Annotated in this window: 19 protein-coding genes; 6 read left to right on the top strand and 13 right to left on the bottom strand. The window is 52.3% G+C overall.

Annotated elements, in window-relative coordinates; all coding sequences use genetic code 11:
* The first annotated feature begins 37 nt into the window (after nucleotides 1-37).
* Genes trpE through trpC form a run of 4 tightly spaced genes read left to right on the top strand, consistent with a single transcriptional unit; the run spans nucleotide 38 to nucleotide 3,991 of the window.
* Nucleotides 38-1,543: an anthranilate synthase component I gene (gene trpE, locus KXJ70_RS04950; protein ID WP_219042332.1), complete on the top strand. Its 1,506-nt coding sequence runs from the start codon at nucleotides 38-40 to the stop codon at nucleotides 1,541-1,543.
* Nucleotides 1,543-2,127, top strand: a complete 585-nt coding sequence (locus tag KXJ70_RS04945) for an aminodeoxychorismate/anthranilate synthase component II (RefSeq protein ID WP_219042331.1) — start codon at nucleotides 1,543-1,545, stop codon at nucleotides 2,125-2,127. Before trpE ends, KXJ70_RS04945 begins: the two co-directional genes overlap by 1 nt.
* Nucleotides 2,128-2,132: 5 nt before the next feature.
* Nucleotides 2,133-3,188, top strand: coding sequence for an anthranilate phosphoribosyltransferase (trpD, locus tag KXJ70_RS04940; RefSeq protein WP_219043085.1), 1,056 nt, complete (start codon nucleotides 2,133-2,135; stop codon nucleotides 3,186-3,188).
* Complete coding sequence (gene trpC, locus KXJ70_RS04935) at nucleotides 3,185-3,991, top strand: indole-3-glycerol phosphate synthase TrpC (protein WP_219042330.1); 807 nt, start codon at nucleotides 3,185-3,187, stop codon at nucleotides 3,989-3,991. Before trpD ends, trpC begins: the two co-directional genes overlap by 4 nt.
* A 143-nt stretch (nucleotides 3,992-4,134) precedes the next feature.
* Here trpC and crp read toward each other — a convergent pair whose 3' ends face one another.
* Nucleotides 4,135-4,806, bottom strand: coding sequence for a cAMP-activated global transcriptional regulator CRP (crp, locus tag KXJ70_RS04930; protein ID WP_219042329.1), 672 nt, complete (start codon nucleotides 4,804-4,806; stop codon nucleotides 4,135-4,137).
* Between the two features lie 145 nt (nucleotides 4,807-4,951).
* On the opposite strand from crp, the gene KXJ70_RS04925 reads away from it, so the two are divergent.
* The gene (locus KXJ70_RS04925) at nucleotides 4,952-5,374 is read left to right on the top strand and encodes an OsmC family protein (protein ID WP_219042328.1); all 423 of its coding nucleotides are present in this window, start codon (nucleotides 4,952-4,954) and stop codon (nucleotides 5,372-5,374) included.
* 1 nt (nucleotide 5,375) lies between these two features.
* Complete coding sequence (locus KXJ70_RS04920; RefSeq protein ID WP_369409747.1) at nucleotides 5,376-5,780, top strand: VOC family protein; 405 nt, start codon at nucleotides 5,376-5,378, stop codon at nucleotides 5,778-5,780.
* A 175-nt stretch (nucleotides 5,781-5,955) separates the two neighbouring features.
* Here KXJ70_RS04920 and coq7 read toward each other — a convergent pair whose 3' ends face one another.
* The 12 genes from coq7 to KXJ70_RS04860 form a co-directional block, all read right to left on the bottom strand.
* The gene (coq7, locus tag KXJ70_RS04915) at nucleotides 5,956-6,597 is read right to left on the bottom strand and encodes a 2-polyprenyl-3-methyl-6-methoxy-1,4-benzoquinone monooxygenase (protein WP_219042327.1); all 642 of its coding nucleotides are present in this window, start codon (nucleotides 6,595-6,597) and stop codon (nucleotides 5,956-5,958) included.
* A gap of 40 nt (nucleotides 6,598-6,637) precedes the next feature.
* The gene (locus KXJ70_RS04910) at nucleotides 6,638-9,436 is read right to left on the bottom strand and encodes a response regulator (RefSeq protein WP_219042326.1); all 2,799 of its coding nucleotides are present in this window, start codon (nucleotides 9,434-9,436) and stop codon (nucleotides 6,638-6,640) included.
* Nucleotides 9,387-10,664 (bottom strand): phosphoribosylamine--glycine ligase, encoded by a 1,278-nt coding sequence (gene purD, locus KXJ70_RS04905; RefSeq protein WP_219043083.1) that lies wholly within the window; start codon nucleotides 10,662-10,664, stop codon nucleotides 9,387-9,389. Before purD ends, KXJ70_RS04910 begins: the two co-directional genes overlap by 50 nt.
* A 152-nt stretch (nucleotides 10,665-10,816) precedes the next feature.
* Nucleotides 10,817-12,397 carry a bifunctional phosphoribosylaminoimidazolecarboxamide formyltransferase/IMP cyclohydrolase gene (purH, locus tag KXJ70_RS04900; protein WP_219042325.1) on the bottom strand — a complete coding sequence of 527 codons (1,581 nt, stop codon included), beginning with the start codon at nucleotides 12,395-12,397 and terminating at the stop codon, nucleotides 10,817-10,819.
* Between the two features lie 60 nt (nucleotides 12,398-12,457).
* Nucleotides 12,458-12,766 carry a DNA-binding transcriptional regulator Fis gene (gene fis, locus KXJ70_RS04895; protein ID WP_219042324.1) on the bottom strand — a complete coding sequence of 103 codons (309 nt, stop codon included), beginning with the start codon at nucleotides 12,764-12,766 and terminating at the stop codon, nucleotides 12,458-12,460.
* On the bottom strand, nucleotides 12,763-13,752 hold the full coding sequence (dusB, locus tag KXJ70_RS04890) for a tRNA dihydrouridine synthase DusB (protein WP_219042323.1): 990 nt from the start codon (nucleotides 13,750-13,752) through the stop codon (nucleotides 12,763-12,765). The genes fis and dusB overlap by 4 nt, the downstream gene beginning before the upstream one ends.
* A gap of 123 nt (nucleotides 13,753-13,875) precedes the next feature.
* Nucleotides 13,876-14,715, bottom strand: a complete 840-nt coding sequence (locus KXJ70_RS04885) for a zinc-ribbon and DUF3426 domain-containing protein (protein WP_219042322.1) — start codon at nucleotides 14,713-14,715, stop codon at nucleotides 13,876-13,878.
* A gap of 17 nt (nucleotides 14,716-14,732) precedes the next feature.
* Nucleotides 14,733-15,620: a 50S ribosomal protein L11 methyltransferase gene (prmA, locus tag KXJ70_RS04880; RefSeq protein WP_219042321.1), complete on the bottom strand. Its 888-nt coding sequence runs from the start codon at nucleotides 15,618-15,620 to the stop codon at nucleotides 14,733-14,735.
* A 94-nt stretch (nucleotides 15,621-15,714) separates the two neighbouring features.
* Nucleotides 15,715-17,055 (bottom strand): acetyl-CoA carboxylase biotin carboxylase subunit, encoded by a 1,341-nt coding sequence (gene accC / locus KXJ70_RS04875; protein WP_219042320.1) that lies wholly within the window; start codon nucleotides 17,053-17,055, stop codon nucleotides 15,715-15,717.
* 62 nt (nucleotides 17,056-17,117) lie between these two features.
* Nucleotides 17,118-17,576, bottom strand: coding sequence for an acetyl-CoA carboxylase biotin carboxyl carrier protein (gene accB / locus KXJ70_RS04870; protein ID WP_219042319.1), 459 nt, complete (start codon nucleotides 17,574-17,576; stop codon nucleotides 17,118-17,120).
* Between the two features lie 34 nt (nucleotides 17,577-17,610).
* Nucleotides 17,611-18,051 (bottom strand): type II 3-dehydroquinate dehydratase, encoded by a 441-nt coding sequence (gene aroQ, locus KXJ70_RS04865; protein WP_219042318.1) that lies wholly within the window; start codon nucleotides 18,049-18,051, stop codon nucleotides 17,611-17,613.
* 174 nt (nucleotides 18,052-18,225) lie between these two features.
* Nucleotides 18,226-19,932 (bottom strand): protein-disulfide reductase DsbD family protein, encoded by a 1,707-nt coding sequence (locus KXJ70_RS04860; protein WP_219042317.1) that lies wholly within the window; start codon nucleotides 19,930-19,932, stop codon nucleotides 18,226-18,228.
* Between the last annotated feature and the right edge of the window lie 96 nt (nucleotides 19,933-20,028).

Genomic DNA, 20,028 nt, shown 5'->3' with positions numbered 1-20,028 from the left:
AGATTACCAAGCCGAACCCCATTTTTAAGGATTTATCATGCAAGCCCAGCGATACAATGAACTGGCGCAGCAAAGCTATAACCGTATTCCGGTTTACCGCGATGTGCTGGCCGACCTCGATACTCCCCTCAGTGCCTATTTAAAACTTGCCGCCGAGCCCTACAGTTTTCTGTTTGAGTCTGTTCACGGAGGCGAGAAATGGGGCCGTTACTCTATTATTGGTTTGGGCGCGCGAACTGTGCTGCGTGCCGACGGTAAACACGTCACTATTTCGCGTGACGGCAAACTGATTGAAAGCCACGATTGCGATGACCCGTTAGCGTTTGTTGAGGACTTTCAGGCCCGTTATCAGGTACCCGAAATTGACGAACTACCGGCGTTTTACGGTGGTTTAGTCGGTTATTTTGCCTACGACTGCGTGCGCTATATTGAACCCAAGCTCATGCCGAGCACGCCGCCCGACGTATTGGGTACGCCAGATATTTTATTGATGGTGTCAGAGGAGTTGCTGGTTTTTGACAACTTGTCTGGCATTGTAAAAATCATTACTCATGCTGATCCCGCCGATGACCGGGCCTACAGCAAGGCGCAGGAAAGATTAGATACCTACGAGCAGATGATGCGTGGACTATCACCCATGCTGCCGACCTTAAATCTGGATGCCGACGGCGTTGCCGAAACCGATTTTGTGTCGAGCTTTGGCGAAGACAGATTTAAAGATGCGGTGGAAAAAGTACGTGAGTACGTGCTGGCTGGCGATGCTATGCAGGTGGTCTTATCCCAGCGCTTGAGTATTCCGTTTACCGCATCGCCCTTGAATTTTTATCGTGCACTGCGGCACCTCAATCCCTCGCCTTATATGTATTACCTCAATTTGGAAGACTTTCATATTGTGGGCTCGTCCCCTGAAATATTGGCGCGCCTAGAGCACGGCGAAGTGACGGTTCGGCCCATCGCGGGGACTCGCCGCCGCGGTCACAACGAGGCGGAAGATCTGGAGCTAGAGAAAGAGTTACTGGCCGACCCCAAGGAAATTGCCGAGCATTTAATGCTGATTGATTTGGGCCGCAACGACGCGGGCCGTGTTGCCAAAACCGGCACCGTAGAATTGAGCGATAAAATGGTGGTGGAGCGCTATTCGCACGTAATGCATATCGTGTCTAACGTCCGCGCCCAAGTGCGCGACGATATTACGGCGATGGATGTGCTGCGAGCTACTTTACCTGCGGGCACCCTGAGCGGCGCACCGAAGGTGCGGGCCATGGAAATTATCGATGAATTGGAGTCGGTTAAGCGCGGCGTGTATGGCGGCGCGGTTGGCTACTTAAGCTGGAACGGCAATATGGACACGGCGATTGCCATTCGCACCGCGGTCATCAAAGACAATCAGCTCCATATCCAAGCTGGTGCGGGAATCGTGGCAGATTCGCAGCCCAGACTAGAATGGAAAGAGACCATGAATAAGGCGCGGGCGGTATTTAAAGCGGCCTCTATGGTTCAGAGCGCAATGCGTGATACAGACAAAAACGGGGAGGCGTCATAATGTTATTAATGATCGATAATTACGACTCCTTCACCTACAACGTTGTGCAGTATTTCGCTGAGCTGGGCGCTGATGTAAAAGTGCTGCGCAACGACGAAGTTACCATCGACGAAATACGCGCCTTGGCGCCGACCCATTTGGTGATCTCCCCTGGTCCGTGCACGCCAAATGAGGCGGGTATTTCGCTGGCGGCGATTAAAGCCTTTGCGGGGGAGATTCCCATTCTTGGGGTTTGTCTGGGACATCAAAGTATTGGCCAGGCCTTTGGCGGCAATATCGTGCGCGCCCGCGAGGTGATGCACGGTAAAACCTCGCCTATGCATCACCATAATACCGGGGTGTTCACCGGCTTAAATAATCCGGTGGTGGCGACTCGCTATCATTCTTTGATTATTGAAAAAGAAAGCCTGCCCGATTGCCTGGAAGTGACGTCGTGGACGCAAAAGCCCGATGGTTCTGTCGATGAAATAATGGGTGTGCGCCATAAAACGCTAGACGTGGAGGGCGTGCAGTTTCATCCGGAGTCGATTTTGTCTGAGCAGGGCCACGAGCTGTTTAAAAACTTTTTGGAGCGCAGCGCATGAGCACCATGAATATTAAAGATGCCTTGGGCTTGCTGGTCCGCAATTTGAGTTTAAGCACCGAGGATATGGCATCGGTCATGCGCGACATCATGACCGGACAATGCACCGACGCTCAGGTTGCGGCGTTTTTGATTGCCCTGCGCATGAAAAGCGAAAGCCTTGATGAAATTGAAGGGGCCGCTCGCGTTATGCGCGAGCTTGCCACGCCGGTTGATATTTCGGGCTTAGACCATGTGGTCGATATTGTTGGCACTGGCGGTGACGGTGCCAATCTGTTCAATGTCTCGTCGGCGAGTACCTTTGTTATTGCGGCGGCGGGCGCCAAGGTGGCAAAACATGGCAATCGCTCGGTGTCATCTAAGAGCGGCAGCGCAGATGTCTTGGAAAGCGCCGGTATTCAGCTAGATTTGAATCCCAAACAGGTTGAACGCTGTATTCGTGAAGTGGGTGTCGGCTTTATGTTTGCGGTCAACCACCACAGTGCGATGAAGCACGCGATTGGTGTGCGGCGCGATATTGGTCAGCGCACCATTTTTAATATTTTAGGACCGCTGACTAATCCCGCTGGTGTGACTCGCTTGGTTTTGGGCGTGTTCAGTTCGGAACTATGTCGGCCCTTGGCTGAAGTCATGAAGCGCCTAGGCGCCGAGCACGTGATGGTGGTGCACGCTAAAGATGGGTTGGATGAAATTAGCCTGGCGTCGGCAACGGAAGTGGCCGAGCTCAAAGGCGGTGAGATTAAGGAATATCTGCTGACTCCCGAAGACGTGGGAATTGAAAGCCAGAGTTTAGTCGGCCTCGATGTAGCGGACAGCAAGGCTTCTTTGGCCTTGATTCGCGACGCACTCGGTAAGCGTGAAACCGAAGCGGGTAAGAAAGCGGCCGATATGATTGCTCTCAACGCGGGCGCGGCGCTCTATGTGGCCGGCGTCGTCAGTAGTTTGAAGCACGGTGTGGCATTGGCTGAAGACACTATTCACGGTGGTCAAGCACTGGAAAAAATGGGTGAGCTGGCGGCGTTTAGTCAGGGCTTAAACCCAGCAAAAGAGACTGAGTCATGATGAGTGAAAGCGGCACTCCCACCGTCTTGAAAAAGATACTTGATCGCAAGCGAGAAGAAGTAGCAGAACGCAGTGCAAAGCTATCTGTCGCTGCGCTGCAGGAGCAGATTAAAACGGCGTCCGCGCCACGCGGCTTTGTCAGCTCGATAGAGGCGAAGCTTGCCACTGGTCATTCGGCGGTGATCGCTGAAGTAAAAAAGGCGTCGCCGTCTAAAGGCGTGATCCGTGAGAATTTTATTCCAGCGGAGATTGCCGCAAGCTATGAAGCGGGTGGGGCGGCCTGTTTGTCAGTTCTGACGGACGCCGATTTTTTTCAGGGAGCGGAAGCGTATTTGCAGCAGGCCCGCGCGGCGTGCTCACTGCCGGTCATTCGCAAAGATTTTATTATTGACCCCTATCAAGTCTATGAGGCCCGCGCCATAGGTGCGGACTGCATCTTATTGATCGCGGCGGCCCTAGACGATGCGGCGATGTCGAGTTTGAATACGCTGGCCCAAGACCTGGGTATGGATGTGTTGATTGAGGTTCATAACGCCGAGGAATTGGCGCGTACTTTACCGCTGGGCAATCGCTTGGTGGGTATCAATAATCGCAACCTACATAACTTTGAAACGTCTTTGCAAAACACCTTCGATTTATTGGCGGCGATTAGCGACGAGCATATTGTGGTCACCGAAAGCGGCATTCATCGCGCTGAGGATGTGGCGGCGATGCGCGAGCACGGCGTGAATGCATTTTTGGTTGGCGAAGCCTTTATGCGGGCAGCGGAGCCGGGGGAGAAGCTGGCGGAGTTGTTTGCTTAAAGAGCTGCTCTACGCAGGATGGGAGACGGTAAACGCAAAAGCGGGCGGTGGTCGCCGCTGAGCTTGCAAGAATTGCGTGGCGTTAGGACTCTCCAATCTCAAGCTTTTGCTTCCCCCGTCTCCCGTCCAGCATTTAGCGATACCTAGCGCGTCCCAAACACCACCATCGTTTTACCCTTCACCTGCACCAAGCCCTGTTCTTCCAAGGTCTTTAATACACGGCCAACCATTTCCCGTGAACAGCCCACAATCCGACCGATTTCCTGACGGGTAATTTTGATTTGCATACCATCTGGGTGGGTCATGGCATCGGGTTGTTTGCACAAATCCAGTAGGGTGCGGGCAACGCGGCCGGTGACGTCTAAAAAGGCCAGGTCACCTACTTTACGGGTGGTCAGTCGCAGGCGCTTTGCCATCTGTTTGCCCAGTGCCAGCAAAATATCTGGGTATTGTTCATTCAGTTCGCGAAATTTGTTGTAGCTGATTTCGGCGATTTCACATTCGGTGCGGCTTTTCACTAGAGCGCTGCGGGTGGCGGGGATATCTTCGTCAAAGACGCCCATTTCACCGAAAAAGTCACCTTTATTAAGGTAGGCAACGATCATCTCTCGGCCTTCGTCATCTTCAATAATGACGGTCACTGAACCCTCAATAATATAATACAGCGCGTCGCTGGCATCGCCGGCGTAGATAAGCGTGCTTTTGCTGGGGTAGCGTCGCCGATGGCAATGCGCGAGAAAGTTTTCTAGATTGGCAATTTCTGGTTTTAAAGAATTCAGCACTGTTTGGGTCTCTCGGTATAGCAGGAAATCCATTTATAAAATTGAAGGCACCTTTAAAATATTGTTATTTGCCCCAAAGTTCCCCCTCAGTATGACGTGCTTTGCCGGCCTTGGCGAGCTTGAATCTGGGTGCTGTGGTAAGCTTAGTGCAATTTTTTAGTATCGCTATGAGGGTCAAATGAAAGCGACGGTTAAATGGGTAGACGGTGCGATGTTTCTTGCTGAGTCCGGTAGCGGGCACTCGGTAGTGATGGATGGCCCAGAAGATCACGGTGGCCGCAATATGGGTGTTAGGCCCATGGAGATGTTATTGCTGGGCATGGGCGGCTGTGCGTCATTCGATGTAATGAGTATGTTGAAAAAGTCGCGCCAAGACGTGAGTGCCTGCCGCTGTGAACTGGACGCTGAGCGCGCTGATGCGGTGCCAGCGGTATTTACCAAAATACACCTGCGCTTTATTGTAAGTGGAAATGGCCTGAAAGAAGCACACGTAAAGCGTGCGGTAGAATTATCGGCTGAGAAATACTGCTCTGCGTCGATCATGATGGAAGCCGCAGGCGTCGACGTTAGTCATAGCTACGAGATTGTTGACGGTGTCTAAGGTGGTGACTCGTCCTAAGCCTCATCGCGGCATGCGTCATATCGCCTTGTTTGTTGAGAAGTTCGACGAAACCCTGCATTTCTATACGGAATTGATGGGAATGGCGGTGGAGTGGCAACCAGATCCAGATAATATTTATCTGTGCTCTGGCAATGACAACCTCGCCTTGCACCGCTATCAGGGGCCACAGCGGCCGGTGGCGGGCCAGCGTTTGGATCATATCGGTTTTATATTAGAAAGCCTTGATGACGTAGATGATTGGCATGCCTTCCTGCTAGCCAATCAGGTCAGTATTAAAACGGAGCCGCGCACCCATCGCGATGGTGCCCGTAGTTTTTACTGTCTCGATCCCGATGGTAATCTTGTTCAACTCATTTTCCATCCACCGATTAGCGCTGTGTATTAGCGTCTTAAGGACCGTTGCGGAAGTGATGGCAGATGTCCGACGTTAAAGTCCTGCGTCAGAAGTCTGGTGTCTGACGAAAAATCAAAAGCAGACCGAGCGAGTTGCTGAATGAATAAAGCGAATGCTCTTACGTCAGACATCAGACATCAGACACCGGACGTCCGGCGATCCTTCGCTAAACGTAATAGGTGCTGCCGGTCATGACTTTTGCCATTAAGCTCATAACTTTTTTCACCGGCGTTGGAAACACTTGGCCGCCGGCCTCTATTGCTTTGCTGGCGTGTTCCGCTTCGTCTTCTAGCATCTGCTGTAATATCGCGCGGGATTTCTCGTCTTCCGCTGGGAGGGTTTGCAAATGTTCGCGCAAATGCTCGCAGACCTGATCCTCGGTCGCCGCCACAAAGCCAAGGCTGATCTTATCGCTAATAGCGCCGGCCGCCGCGCCAATGGCAAACGACGCGGCGTAAAAGAGGGGGTTCAAATGGCTGGTATGGCTATCTAGTTCTTTTAGGCGCTGTTCACACCACGCCAAGTGATCGATTTCCTCGGTTGCCGAGTGTTCCATGGCGGCCTTAACTTGCGCGTTTTTTGCGGTAAGTGCCTGGCCTTGGTAAAGCGCTTGCGCGCAGACTTCGCCGGTGTGATTGATCCGCATTAGGCCCGCTGCATGGCGGCGTTGTTGATCGGCGCTTGGGGCATTGCTAACGCTGCTCGCAGGGTTGTGACGCTGGGCGGTGCTGCTGCCCTTGACGAGGGTTTTTAAGCTTCTGTCGGCCCCCATCAGGGCACGGTCGAGTAGAGTGTATTCTCGTGTCATCGTGGTTTCCTCCGCTCTCTAGTGTAACGGATTTGGCTATTTATGACTTGTTTTGCTGGTAGCCAGTCCAGCGTTTGATCGCTTCGGCCATTTCCCACAGACGAATGGGTTTTACTAAGTGCAGGTCCATGCCGGCGCGGAGATAGCTGTCGCGCTGTTCGTCGAGGGCGTTGGCGGTCAAACCGATGATGGGCGTTCGGTCGCGCTCTTCTTCCTTTTCGAATTGACGAATTTGGCGAGTGGCTTCGGCGCCGTCCATGATCGGCATTTCAATATCCATTATCACCACATCAAAGCGCTTGCGCATAAAGGTATTTACCGCTTGCTGGCCATTTTCAACGTGGTGAACGCTAATGCCGAGACTTTTTAGCATGCGGGTAAGTACCTGCGCATTGGTGGGATTGTCTTCAGCAATTAGACATTGCAAGGAGTTTAAGGTCAGCGCGTCGGTGCGATATTGGTCGGGTAAATAATTAACGGCGTTGGCGTCAAAATGACACTCTGCAAGCAATGCGCTGCGCAGCGCGACGCCTGTAAGCGGCTTGCTTAAAATGCGGCGTATCCCTGCCGCACGCAGCTCATTGCGATCGAAAGTGATATTGGCGTGGGCGAGTAGGAGGCCAATAGGTGTGCAGTTTTGTTCTTTGGTTTCGTCAAATACACGCTCGGCTAATTTTAGTCCGCCACCAGGTAGGGTGTGGTCGATGAGAATTATTTCGATGGGTGCATCGAGTAGAGACTGGTTGCGAATTGTGGCAATTGCCGCGTTATCGCTATTGGCGACAAATACTGACATGCCCCAATTACTGCACTGTTTGGTGACCACCTTACAGAAGGTTTGATTGCTGTCTACCACGAGCAATCGCTTATTGCTTAACAGACCAGTGCGTATGCGCAGGGTACTGTTGTCGCTATTAGACGGGACGCCAAGCTGCAGAGAGAGGTGCAGGGTGTGCAGGCCGTTGGGTGCTGTTTTTACCGCGGTGCTGCCGTTCATGAGCGCGATGAGCTGCGAAGCAATAGCAAGGCGGGTATTAATGATGCCGCCCTCGCTCGCCGATGAGCCGTTGATAGCCTGTTTTTCTAAAGCGCTAAATGGCTTACCACGATGACTTACTTCAACATTAATCAAACCCTGATTAATATCCGCCGCATACACCTTGAGTAGAATATAGCCTGATTCATAGTGCTCAAAGGCGTTGTTCATAACATGGGACAGCAATTGACGAATACGAGATGGGTCGCCGATGAGTTTTTCGCTTATCTCATGGTCCACATCACAAATCAGTTCTAAAGATTGCTCTGCAGCGATATTGCGGAAGCCCGATACGGATTCATCGATAATTTCCGGCAAATTTAAAATTACATTGCGTAACTCAATGTCGCTCTCATTGAAGCGAGTTGCCTGGCTGGCTTCCTGGAGTAGCTGCAGAAGTTCGTGTCCTGAGCGCTGCAGAGTGCGAACGTGATCTTCCTGGGTGGTGGTGAGCCTTGTCTCTTGCAGCAATTCTGACACACCGAGCATGGCGCTCATCGGCGTTCTTATGTCGTGGGTGATTCTGGCGAGAATATCTGTTTTGGCGCGGTTGACGGCGCCTAGGATGGCAATGCGTTGTTCATCTTGGGCTTGTTTTTGCTGGTGCAGATAGTGTCTGCCAATCAGCAAGGCGGTATGAAAAATGCCGGTCAATGTGGCGAGTGAAATCAAAATAAAGTTAGTACTTGTGGCGGTGATTACCGACAGGCTATAGCTGGCAAAACTTAAGGCCAAAATCAAAACTACTATGGTGCGTGCGACCATGTAATAAAAAATAAGTCGGCTGTATGTTTGCAAAAAGCAGCTTAGTGAAATAATTAAAAGCGTGAGGCAGTTTAATGTAAATACAATATAGATTGTGGCGGCCGCTACTTGGGTATTACCGATGATACTGAGTGCGACTGCGAGCAGGTCGATAATAATTAGCAGCTTGATGACAGTGGGCCAGCGGCCTGGATTGTTTATTGGATATATGGGGAATCGCAGCGCGTAAACTAAATCGGTAAGGCTGACGCCCAAAATGACAAGAATGAGAGTGTAGCCATCCCAAGGCGGCAGCAAACCCTGTGGTGAACCGATATAGCCCCACGCGACCATTTGCGCTGAAATAATCAGTAGGGCATAGATTGCAGTAGTGAAAAACAGCGTGTCAGTGCGGAGTGAGGCGCTTATTAGACCGAAAATAAATAACAACCCGAGGGTGCCAAAAAACAGGGCGTTGAGAAACTCCCGTTTACTAACACTACCTAGGAAGCTGGCGTAGTCGTGTAATGACAGCAATAACTGGCGGTCGCGGGGGTATTCAAGGGCGAGGTAATACGTCTCGGTACTGTGTGGATTTAAAAAGAGAGCAAATAATGTTTCTGCGCGTATCAACGCCTCTGTTGGCATGGCAGAAATTTGCTGCCCAGATTTGTCAAATAGTTGCGCGGCACTGAGATCCACCGGCGTAATTTGCAGTAGTTGTTGAGCTACTTCGCTGCTGTTGTTACTCAGTGTAAAACGAAACCAGTAGCGGCCAACTTCGCGGGATAAATTGAAATCACCATTTTCAGTTGGCCGAAATTGGCGTTCGACTTCCGGGGTTAAAATTTCCGCAATGCGGTAAAGCTTGTCGTTATCTTCAATAATGTCGCTGAAGTCGCCGAGTGAGATTACGCCCTGATTTTGACTCACTGTTAAGCTTGGCGCTGCATGCGCGGCAATCGATAGCAGTAACAAGACCGCGCACAGCAGTTGTTTTACCAAGGGCTTATTCTCGGGCAATCGCGCGGTAAGCAATGTCAGTGCGGTAGAAGGCATCTTTCCACTTTATCTGCTCAGCAATCGAATAGGCAAGCTGTTGTGCTGCACTAACCGTATCGCCCATCGCTGTTGCGCAGAGTACTCGACCGCCGTTGGTCACTAAGTTGCCATTTTCAAGTTGGGTGCCAGCGTGGAATACCTTGCCGTTGGCATCACTGGCTGGAATGCCGCTGATCACGTCGCCTTTATTGTAGGCGCCAGGATATCCCCCCGCCGCTAGGACAACGCCGACGGCGGGGCGAGGGTCCCAATCAGCGTTTGCGGAATCTAACTTGCCGTTTATGGCTGCCAGGCACAGCGCGACAATATCTGATTGCAGGCGCAACATAATGGGCTGAGTTTCCGGGTCGCCAAAGCGGCAGTTGTATTCAATGACCTTGGGGTCGCCATTGGCGTTAATCATTAGGCCGGCATATAGAAATCCGGTATAGCGATTGCCCTCGCTGGCCATACCTTCTACTGTCGGTATGATGACTTCATTCATGATGCGTTGGTGAATAGCGGGCGTCACTACTGGCGCGGGTGAGTATGCTCCCATGCCGCCGGTGTTTGGCCCCGTGTCGCCGTCGCCAACCCGCTTGTGATCCTGGCTGGTGGCCATGGCCAGAATGTTTTCGCCGTCGACCATCACGATGAAGCTGGCTTCTTCACCTTCTAAAAACTCTTCAATGACCACGCGGCAGCCGGCATCGCCAAAGGCATTGCCCGATAGCATATCGCGCACGGCGTCTTCGGCCTGCGCTAGGGTTTCGGCCACAATGACGCCTTTGCCCGCAGCTAGGCCGTCAGCTTTCACCACGATGGGCGCGCCCTGTTCGCGAAGATAAGCCAGTGCAGGTTCTAGTTCAGTGAAGTTTTGGTAGCTGCCGGTGGGGATGTTGTGGCGGGCAAGAAAATCCTTAGTGAAGGCTTTGGAGCCTTCTAATTGTGCCGCGCCTTTGGTCGGACCAAAACAGGGAAGCTTGCGCTCATTGAAGTAGTCCACGATGCCCTCAACCAGTGGAGCCTCTGGGCCAACAATGGTGAGTCCCACATTATTCGCCTCGGCAAACTGTGCCAGAGCGGCAAAATCATTAATGGCAATGGCGATATTTTCGATGCCTGAGTCGAGGGCCGTGCCGGCGTTACCTGGGGCAACGTAGACAGTTTCAACTTGGGGTGATTGGGCTGCTTTCCACGCGAGGGCGTGTTCGCGGCCGCCATTGCCGATGATGAGTACATTCATGATTTGGGTGAACGCTTGATGGGAGACGGAAGACGCTAACCTAGGCCTACCGCCGCTGTCGACGTCCATACTCCTTTTTTTGTGATTAAGTCCATGGTTGGGAGATGAGGCGTCTTTTGCGTTTCCCGTCTCCCATCCAGCATTTTCCGTATTTAGTGGCGGAAATGACGCATACCCGTAAAGGCCATCGCGATGCCGTGCTCGTCGGCTGCGGCAATGACTTCGTCGTCGCGAATGGAACCGCCGGGCTGGATGACGCAGCTAATGCCATTGGCGGCGGCATTGTCTAAACCGTCGCGGAAGGGGAAGAAGGCATCAGATGCCATTACCGCACCTTTGACTGTTAAACCGGCGTGCTCAGCTTTGATCGCCGCGATACGTGCAGAGTTAACGCGGCTCATTTGGCCGGCGCCGACGCCGATAGTCTGGCGATTTTTTGCGTAGACGATGGCGTTTGATTTAACGAACTTGGCCACTTTCCACGCAAAAATCATATCGTGAATTTCGCTTTCTTCGGGCTGGCGTTTGGTGACGATCTTCAAGTCTGCTTCAGTGATCATGCCTAGGTCGCGGTCTTGCACTAATAGGCCACCGTTCACGCGCTTGTAGTCAAAGGCGGGGTTGTTGGCGCCCCACTGACCGCAGGCGAGCAAACGCAGGTTTTTCTTTTCAGCGACGATGGCGGCGGCTTCATCGCTAACACTTGGCGCGATGATCACCTCGACAAATTGGCGGTCGCAAATGGCTTTGGCGGTGGCCGCATCCAGTTCACGGTTAAAGGCGATAATACCGCCAAATGCCGATTCAGGATCGGTGGCAAAGGCTAAATCATAGGCTTCGCTAATACCGTTTAATGACACTGCGACACCGCAGGGATTGGCGTGTTTAACAATGACGCAGGCAGGTTTTACAAACGACTTCACGCACTCCAGGGCGGCGTCGGTATCGGCGATATTGTTGTATGACAATGCCTTGCCTTGCAACTGAGTCGCGGTGGCTACCGAGGCTTCGCTGGGGTGGCGCTCTACATAGAATGCCGAGTCCTGGTGTGGGTTTTCACCGTAGCGCATGTCTTGCGCTTTGATGAATTGGCTATTAAAAGTGCGCGGGAATTTTTCGGTGCCGCCGGGAACCAAGCGGCCAAAATAATTCGCGATCATACCGTCGTAAGCGGCGGTGTGCTCATAGGCTTTGATCGCTAAGTCAAAGCGCGTGGCGTGCAAGGTGCAGCCGCTGTTAGTGCGCAGCTCGTCGAGTATGGTTTGATAGTCAGTGGCGTTAACTACAATAGCGACATCACGGTGATTTTTGGCCGCAGCGCGAACCATGGTTGGGCCGCCGATATCGATATTCTCAACGGCATCTTCAAGCGTGCAGCCGGGTTTAGATACCGTGGCTTCAAAGGGGTAGAGATTGACGACAACCATGTCGATGGCGTCAATACCGTGCTCACTCATTACGCCGTCATCGATGCCGCGGCGCCCTAAGATTCCGCCGTGTACTTTGGGGTGTAGGGTTTTAACGCGACCGTCCATCATTTCTGGGAAGCCGGTGTAGTCTGATACTTCAGTTACCGCGATATCGTTTTGATTCAGCAGAGCATAGGTGCCACCGGTAGAGAGCAGTTCGACGCCCATTTGGGCAAGTTCGCGGGCAAAATCGACGATGCCGGATTTATCAGAAACGCTGATGAGGGCGCGTTTAACGGGGCGGGCCTGGTTGTCTGTAGTCATGCCTAGTGAGTCACCTTGAGTTTAAAAAAACGTCGAACGGGAGCTGTTCAAAATTGGGGCTTACAGTAAGTCGTATTGCTTGAGCTTTTTACGCAATGTGCCGCGGTTTAGACCTAGCATTTGCGAGGCGCGGGTTTGGTTGTTGCGGGTATAGCGCATCACTTCTTCGAGCAAAGGCGCTTCCACTTCCGACAGCACCATATTGTAGACGTCGCAGACGTCTTGGCCGTCGAGGGTGGCGAGGTAGTTGTTGAGTGCAATCGCGACACTGTCGCGCAGCGTTTTGGCTTTACTGATGTCATCGTTGGCAGCAGTCGTCGCGGTGGAGGCTTCGGCGACTGGGGCGGTGTCAATGCTGTTTAGGTTCATGCGGCTGCTTCCTGTAGGTTTTGTTCGTGCTGTTCAAAGTAGCGATGTACAGCATCTTGTTGTGCACTGGCTGACTCTAGGCGGTTAAATAAACCGCGAAAACCAGTGTTGGGGTCGAGCTCCTGCAAATACCATGCACAATGTTTACGCGCGATACGCAGTCCATTTTGTTCACCGTAAAAATGGTGAAGGGCGCTGATGTGACTCAACAGTACGGTCTTTATTTCTGTCGTTGTTACCTGTTTCGCTAATTCCCCAGTCGCCAAATACGTGTTGATTTCCCGGAACAGCCAGGGTTTACCCTGTGCGCCCCGGCCAATCATGACACCGTCGGCGCCGGTGTAATCTAAAACCTGTTTTGCCTGCTGTGCTGAACAAATATCACCGTTGGCAAACACAGGAATATCAATGGCCTGTTTAATTGCGGCGATGGTGTCGTATTCCGCACTTCCTAAAAACCGGCACTCGCGGGTTCTGCCATGCACTGCCAAAGAGCTTATGCCGCTATCTTGGGCAAGTTTGGCAATGTCGATACCATTGCGCTGATCCTGCGACCAGCCCGTGCGGATCTTTAATGTCACCGGGATATTTACGGCGGCGACCACGGTGCTTAAAATATCTTTTACTAAATCTGGTTCGCGCAACAAGGCCGAACCAGCAGCCCTTTTACAGACTTTCTTTGCGGGGCAGCCCATATTGATATCAATAATATCGGCGCCCATGTCTGCGCAGCGCATCGCTGCATCCGCCATCATCAAGGGATCAGCCCCGGCGATTTGAACCGCACGTGGGCCATTGTCGTCATGGGCTAAGCGCAGATGGCTTTTACGGCTGTCCCACAGCGAGGTGTCGCTAATCAGCATTTCCGACACGGTTAGGCCAGCGCCGAACTCGCGGCACAGGCGGCGAAACGGCAGATCGCTAATGCCCGCCATTGGCGCCAATACGGCACGGGCAGGAAGCTTGTGAGGACCAATCTGGATCATCGCCATGCCCTGTGAAGGGAAATTAACCGTGGGAAAACAGGGCAGCTATGATACTCGTTCAAAGACTTCATCGGAAGTCTTGCGCTCAGAAAATAACCAGTTTTGAGTGTAAAAAAATAGGCTTTACGGCATCAGCTGTAACTGGTAGTTGACAGCCTGTGGGCCGGGGTCAACTATTTCGAGCGCGATGTGCACCGGTTGCTGGCTCGCCAAGCTAGCGCCGGCGCTCAGCTCCCCTGCAAGATACTCGGCAGGTTTAAACGTGCGGCTGGCGACGGTTTGATTGTTGATGTCGCTAAAGCGCAGCTGTAGTTCGGGGAAGCTTGTGCTGGCAGGGCCGCGGTTGACTAATATGGTATCGACCATCAAGGCGTTGCTAGTGGTGGGGTGTTTGCGAACGATTAACTTGGTGCTAATAACGTCAGTGACGGCGGAGCTGCGTTGAGTTGGCTTGTCTTCGCACAGTGTTGGATGTAGCGGGCATAGCTTGCGGAGTTCGTCACCGACTGGACTGTCGAACAAGGCGGCCTTTTGCCAGAGGGCTATTTGTGCGGCGAGAACCAGTAGTGCAACGGTATTGGCAAACAGCCAAAACCATTGGATCTTGTTTTGGCGCGCTTGGTGGTGCTCAAAGTCGTGGTTGACGGTGCTCAATCCACTGAGAAGGTCTAACTCGGGAGGGGCGCCCCGCAGCGAGCTGTCGTCGCTTTCCTCATGTGTCTCTGTGTTTGTTTCCGGTGCGGGTGCGTCATCTATCTCGTGAGCAGCACTTCGGATGTCGTCGTCCAGGTCAGTGAGTAGTATTGAGGCATTGGTGTTGTCGTCAATGCCACTAAAGATGCTCATGCATACGCTGCACCTAACTAAGCCGTCGGCGAGGAGTAGTTGCTCGGCTTTTACCCGAAAACGAGTCTCGCATTTCGGGCATTGGATACTTTTTGGCGTGATGTTTTCTGCTGGCATCGACGAATTTCTTCACTTTAACTATTGTTTTTATTGCCCGCTATCCTAACCCATTCTTCTTTCGTGGTCAGGGTCAGCTGGCTAAACCATTGTTGATAACAGGCCATGAGTTCTTCTGCTTGGCTTTGCAATATACCGGATAAACAAATCGCAGCGCCTGTATCCAGGGTGGCGGCTAAGTTCGGTGCTAGCGACGTTAGCGGGCCCGCTAAGATATTGGCGACCACCATGTCACCGCGCAAACCCGCTGGCATGTTTTGCGGCAGGAAGCATTCTATACGCGCATCGTCGATATTATTGCGGCGGGCGTTGTCACGGGTAGCGAGCAGTGCTTGCGGGTCGTTGTCTACTGCGATGACTTTATCTGCGCCAAGTAATAACGCGGCGATGCCCAAAATGCCGGAGCCGCAGCCGTAGTCGATGACAGTAAGTCCGCTTAAGTCTTGTTGGTCTAGCCACTGCATGCACAGCCAGGTGGTTGGGTGTGTGCCAGTACCAAAGGCAAGACCGGGGTCGAGTAGCAGGTTCACCGCATTTGGATCTACCGGCTCTCGCCAGCTCGGGCAAATCCACAAGCGCTCGCCGCATTGAATGGGGTGATAGCTATCCATCCACTCTCGTATCCAGTCGCGGTCTTCCAAAATTTCGATGCGAAGTGTGGGCAAGGCTTGGCCGTAATGCCCCTGCAATTCGGCCAGCGCCGCGGTCATATCGGTGTCGGCGGTGAAGAGGCCGGTAACGCGAGTGTGTTGCCAAACCGGTGTTTCGCCGACGCCCGGCTCATACACAGGTTGATCGGCATTGTCTTCCATGGTGACCGCGGCGGCGCCAATGTCTAAGAGCGCGTCTTCCAGTGCAGATGCGGTGGCTGGGTCGGCGTCGAGTCGCAGTTGTAACCAAGTCATGGAGTGCTCGTGTCGTTGAGAAAGAGTAAGTCTTATCAATAAAAAAGGGGCCTATCCGAAAACAGGCCCCTGATATGTTACAGACTTAGGCTGCTCAGAGCTTAAGTTTTTTCTCTAAATAGTGAATGCTGACTCCGCCCTCTTTGAACGCGGCATCGCGAACGAGGTCGCGGTGCAGGTCAGTGTTGGTGCGAATACCGTCAACAACCAGCTCGTCCAGCGCATTGCGCATGCGGCTTAAGGCGATTTCACGACTGTCACCCCAGGTGATGATTTTAGCAATCATCGAGTCGTAATGAGGTGGCACGGTGTAGCCGCTGTAGAGGTGCGAATCGACCCGAACACCCAAGCCGCCTGGCGGATGATAGTGCTTTATCAGGCCAGGGCAGGGCATAAACGTTTTAGGGTCTTCAGCGTTGATACGACACTCAAAGGCATGGCCTTTGATTTTGATATCATCCTGGGTGATCGATAATTTCTCGCCGCCGGCAATAAGTAGCTGCTGTCGTATTAAGTCAACACCGGTCACCATTTCACTGACGGGATGCTCAACCTGAATACGGGTGTTCATCTCGATAAAGAAGAACTGACCGTTCTCGTAGAGAAACTCGAAGGTACCCGCGCCGCGGTAGTTAATGGCAATACAGGCATCAACGCAAGATTTTGCAACTTGATTGCGAATCTCGTCCGGAATGCCGGGGGCTGGTGCTTCTTCAAGTACTTTTTGGTGGCGGCGTTGCAGCGAGCAATCGCGGTCACCGAGGTGGATGGCGTTCCCCTGACCATCGGCCAAAACTTGAATTTCGACGTGGCGTGGGTTTTCAAGAAATTTCTCGATGTACACGGTGTCGTCGCCAAAGGCCGCCTTGGCTTCAGACTGGGTAACGTAGACCGCGTTAAGCAGTGCAGCTTCGCTGTGAACAACGCGCATGCCACGGCCACCGCCACCTGCTGCCGCTTTAATAATTACGGGATAGCCAATACGTTTTGCAACGGCCAAGGTGTGCTCGTTGTCGTCAGTAATGGGGCCGTCGGAGCCGGGTACCGTTGGCACACCCGCTTTTTTCATGGCTTTGATGGCGGAGACTTTGTCACCCATCATGCGAATAATATCGGGGGTAGGACCGATAAATACAAAGCCGCTTTTTTCCACTTGCTCGGCAAATGCCGCGTTCTCGGCAAGGAAACCGTAGCCTGGGTGGATGGCGACCGCGTCAGTGACTTCAGCGGCACTAATGATGGCTGGGATGTTCAGGTAGCTGGCTGGCGACGGCGCAGGGCCGATACAAACTGACTCATCAGCTAGACGAACATGCATTAGATCGCGGTCAGCACTGGAGTGGACTGCCACGGTCTTAATACCGAGCTCTTTACAAGCGCGAAGAATACGCAATGCAATTTCGCCACGGTTGGCAATGACTACTTTTTTAAGCATTTGGACTCAATCCCTTTGGGGTGCGTTGATCGGACAATTGGCTGTTCCGGGTATACCCGTTTTTACACAATAGTGATCAGGGATTGATCGAACTCAACTGGCTCTGCGTCGTCGACAAGAATGGCTTCAATCACGCCGGATTTGTCGGCTTCGATCTGGTTCATCATTTTCATTGCTTCAACGATGCAGATAACGTCGCCGACTTTGACGTGCTGACCGACTTCAACAAATGCGGGTGAAGACGGTGATGGCGAGCGGTAGAAAGTACCAACCATAGGCGATTTAATAATGTGGCCGTTTGGTTCAGCTGCTTTAGGTACTTCAGCAGCGGCAGGTGCGGCGACTGGTGTAGCAGCGGGTGCTTGCATCATGGGCTGGCTAATATACTGGGGAACTTGCATACCTTTGGCGGCACTGTTGCGGCTAATGCGCACAGACTCTTCGCCTTCTTTAATTTCTAATTCATCGATGTTCGACTCTTCGAGTAGCTCGATCAATTTTTTTACTTTTCTAATGTCCATAGTCGCTCTCTTGAATGGCTTAAGTTTAAAGATGTTATTGGTTTAACTGATCGATCGCTGCTTGAAGTGCGAACTGGTAGCCCTGTGCGCCCAGCCCACAAATAACGCCACGAGCGATGTCAGAAAAATAGGAGTGATGACGAAAACTGTCCCGCGCGTGCACATTAGAAAGATGCACTTCGATAAACGGGATATCGACGGCCAACAAGGCATCTCGCAGCGCGATGCTGGTGTGAGTGAATGCGGCCGGATTAAAAATAATGAAATTAATGCCCTCTGGCCTAGCAAGGTGAATGCGTTCAATTAATTCGTATTCGGCATTGCTTTGCATTGCCTGCAGATGGTGGCCGCGCTCTTTGGCGCTGAGCTGCAATTGCGCATCGATATCTGCCAGCGTGTCGCTGCCGTAAACGCCGGGTTCACGCGTGCCGAGTAAATTCAGATTTGGGCCGTGTAGAACGAGTATTGATGCCATAAGTTGCTGCTTGAATGTGTCATTCAGGGTATAGCGCGATTGTGCCTTATTTGTTTTTTCGAGTCCAACGCATCTCGTGAATTTTTTAAGATAGCGTCCAGTTGTCTGCAAGTTTACAGAAGTTAGCTGGAATTTTGCCGACGCCAGTGTTTTCGGTGCTAACACTGATGGCGGCTAATCGTAACTGTTTAGCATCTCGATAATCATCGCGTTGTTTAGTACTTGTGGCAGCATGATTTCCGCGGCACTCGGCTCGGCGGGGTAGTAAATATATAAGGGGATGCCATTGCGTTTATAGTCCGCCAAGAGTGCAGTGATGGCGGGGTCATAGCTTGTCCAGTCAGCGACTAGATAGTGCACATTATGCTGCTCAAATGCCGCGCGAATTTTATCGGTATGAAGCACCAGTTTTTCATTCGCGGCGCAGGTAATGCACCAATCAGCGGTGACATCGAGAAAGACGTTTTGACCATTTTCCCGCAGCCGTTGGATTTCGCTTCTGTCGAAGTTAGCACTTTTTAACTCCGCCGCGTCAGGTTGCTCGGTCAGCTTAATGAAAACCATGGCAACAGCCGCAGTGATGATAAGACCGGCTATTAATTTTAGCCCTTTGCCATGCAGCCAAACTCCAAACGAGATTAACAGCCAAGCGGAAAGCGTCGTGACCATGCCGTCCACACCCGCTTGGCGGCCGCTGACCCACAGTAACCAGATGGCGGTCGCGAGCAAGGGAAAGGCTAATAGCTGACGCAGGCTAATCATCCAATTGCCAGATTTGGGCAGGCGTCGCAGTCCGGCTGGGAAGAGGGTGAGTAATAGCACGGGCAGTGCCATGCCGATGCCGATAAAGGCAAAGACCAGCAGGGCGACAAGCGGTGGCTGACTGGCGGCAAAGCCGACCGCAGTGCCCATAAAGGGAGCGGTGCAGGGGCTGGCGACGACGGTGGCGAGTACTCCAGTAAAGAAGCTGCCGCTATAACCGCTTTTCCGGCTGAGATCGCTGCCTATATTAGTCAAGCTAGTGCCGAGCTCGAAAAGCCCCAATAGATTGAGTGACAAAGCAAAGAATAAGCAGGCAAGAAGGGCAACAAACCACGGGGTTTGCAATTGAAATCCCCAGCCAATGGCCTGCCCAGCTTGCTGTAAAAAAATGAGGAGCCCGGCGACGGCGATAAAACTGAGTACCACACCGCCACTGTATACTAGTCCGTGTTTTAAGGGGCTACCGTTGTTGGCCTTGGTAAAGCTTAAGACTTTTAAGCCCAGCACTGGAAACACACAGGGCATGAGGTTAAGGATTGCGCCGCCGAGGGCTGCAAAAACAAGGATGAGCCATAGCGCGCTATCCGTGTCGTCGCTTCCTGACAGGGTGATAAATTTAGCTGGGCTGCCGGTCAACGGCTTTTCGATTTCAGTGACGGTTTGCCGCTGGCTGTCAACCGCGTAGTACTGGGTTTGTGGTGGATAGCAGAGGCCAGCATCTGCACAGCCTTGTGAAGTGACACTGAGCGTGAAGGGCTCAGTGGGGAATTCGTGCAGTGTGATCGTTGTGCTGTAGTAATAGACTTCGGTTTCGCCGAAGTTAGGATCTTGTTTTAGCTTGCCTGCTTCGAAGTCGGCACCGAGCGATGTGGGCTCGCCGCCGATTGTTGCTTTTAGGGCAAAACGTTCTTTGTATAAATAGTAGCCTTCGGCTGCTGTCCAGCTGATTAGTAATTGATTTTTATTCCACACTAATTGTGATTGATAGGCTTCTTCCACGGGCAAAAACTGTGGGCTGTCATTATCGAAGCCATCGATCGCAGATGTGGAGAAAAAGTCGTTCGCCGCCTGCGTTGCGCCGGCAAGTAGCAAAATAACCAATAATAAAAACTGCTTCATAAATACAATCACTAGGGTTGTGGCGTTATGATACGTTACGGAAACTGTTATTGAGTAGATATTGCTGAATTTAGCTGCATTAGACGGTGGAGTATA

This window comes from Zhongshania aquimaris, from assembly GCF_019312595.1.
GTDB lineage: Bacteria > Pseudomonadota > Gammaproteobacteria > Pseudomonadales > Spongiibacteraceae > Spongiibacter > Spongiibacter aquimaris.
This window is presented reverse-complemented; position numbering and strand designations above follow the sequence as displayed.

Excerpts from the sequence above, each read along its gene's own strand:
- fis (WP_219042324.1), bottom strand. The coding sequence starts at position 12,766 with ATGAACCTAAACAGCATTGACACCGCCCCAGTCGCCGAAGCCTCCACC.
- accB (WP_219042319.1), bottom strand. The coding sequence starts at position 17,576 with ATGGACATTAGAAAAGTAAAAAAATTGATCGAGCTACTCGAAGAGTCG.
- coq7 (WP_219042327.1), bottom strand. The coding sequence starts at position 6,597 with ATGACACGAGAATACACTCTACTCGACCGTGCCCTGATGGGGGCCGAC.
- KXJ70_RS04925 (WP_219042328.1), top strand. The coding sequence starts at position 4,952 with ATGAAAGCGACGGTTAAATGGGTAGACGGTGCGATGTTTCTTGCTGAG.
- crp (WP_219042329.1), bottom strand. The coding sequence starts at position 4,806 with ATGGATTTCCTGCTATACCGAGAGACCCAAACAGTGCTGAATTCTTTA.
- trpC (WP_219042330.1), top strand. The coding sequence starts at position 3,185 with ATGATGAGTGAAAGCGGCACTCCCACCGTCTTGAAAAAGATACTTGAT.
- trpD (WP_219043085.1), top strand. The coding sequence starts at position 2,133 with ATGAATATTAAAGATGCCTTGGGCTTGCTGGTCCGCAATTTGAGTTTA.
- KXJ70_RS04910 (WP_219042326.1), bottom strand. The coding sequence starts at position 9,436 with ATGCCTTCTACCGCACTGACATTGCTTACCGCGCGATTGCCCGAGAAT.
- KXJ70_RS04885 (WP_219042322.1), bottom strand. The coding sequence starts at position 14,715 with ATGCCAGCAGAAAACATCACGCCAAAAAGTATCCAATGCCCGAAATGC.
- dusB (WP_219042323.1), bottom strand. The coding sequence starts at position 13,752 with ATGATCCAGATTGGTCCTCACAAGCTTCCTGCCCGTGCCGTATTGGCG.
- trpE (WP_219042332.1), top strand. The coding sequence starts at position 38 with ATGCAAGCCCAGCGATACAATGAACTGGCGCAGCAAAGCTATAACCGT.
- KXJ70_RS04945 (WP_219042331.1), top strand. The coding sequence starts at position 1,543 with ATGTTATTAATGATCGATAATTACGACTCCTTCACCTACAACGTTGTG.
- aroQ (WP_219042318.1), bottom strand. The coding sequence starts at position 18,051 with ATGGCATCAATACTCGTTCTACACGGCCCAAATCTGAATTTACTCGGC.
- accC (WP_219042320.1), bottom strand. The coding sequence starts at position 17,055 with ATGCTTAAAAAAGTAGTCATTGCCAACCGTGGCGAAATTGCATTGCGT.
- purH (WP_219042325.1), bottom strand. The coding sequence starts at position 12,397 with ATGACTACAGACAACCAGGCCCGCCCCGTTAAACGCGCCCTCATCAGC.
- purD (WP_219043083.1), bottom strand. The coding sequence starts at position 10,664 with ATGAATGTACTCATCATCGGCAATGGCGGCCGCGAACACGCCCTCGCG.
- KXJ70_RS04860 (WP_219042317.1), bottom strand. The coding sequence starts at position 19,932 with ATGAAGCAGTTTTTATTATTGGTTATTTTGCTACTTGCCGGCGCAACG.
- prmA (WP_219042321.1), bottom strand. The coding sequence starts at position 15,620 with ATGACTTGGTTACAACTGCGACTCGACGCCGACCCAGCCACCGCATCT.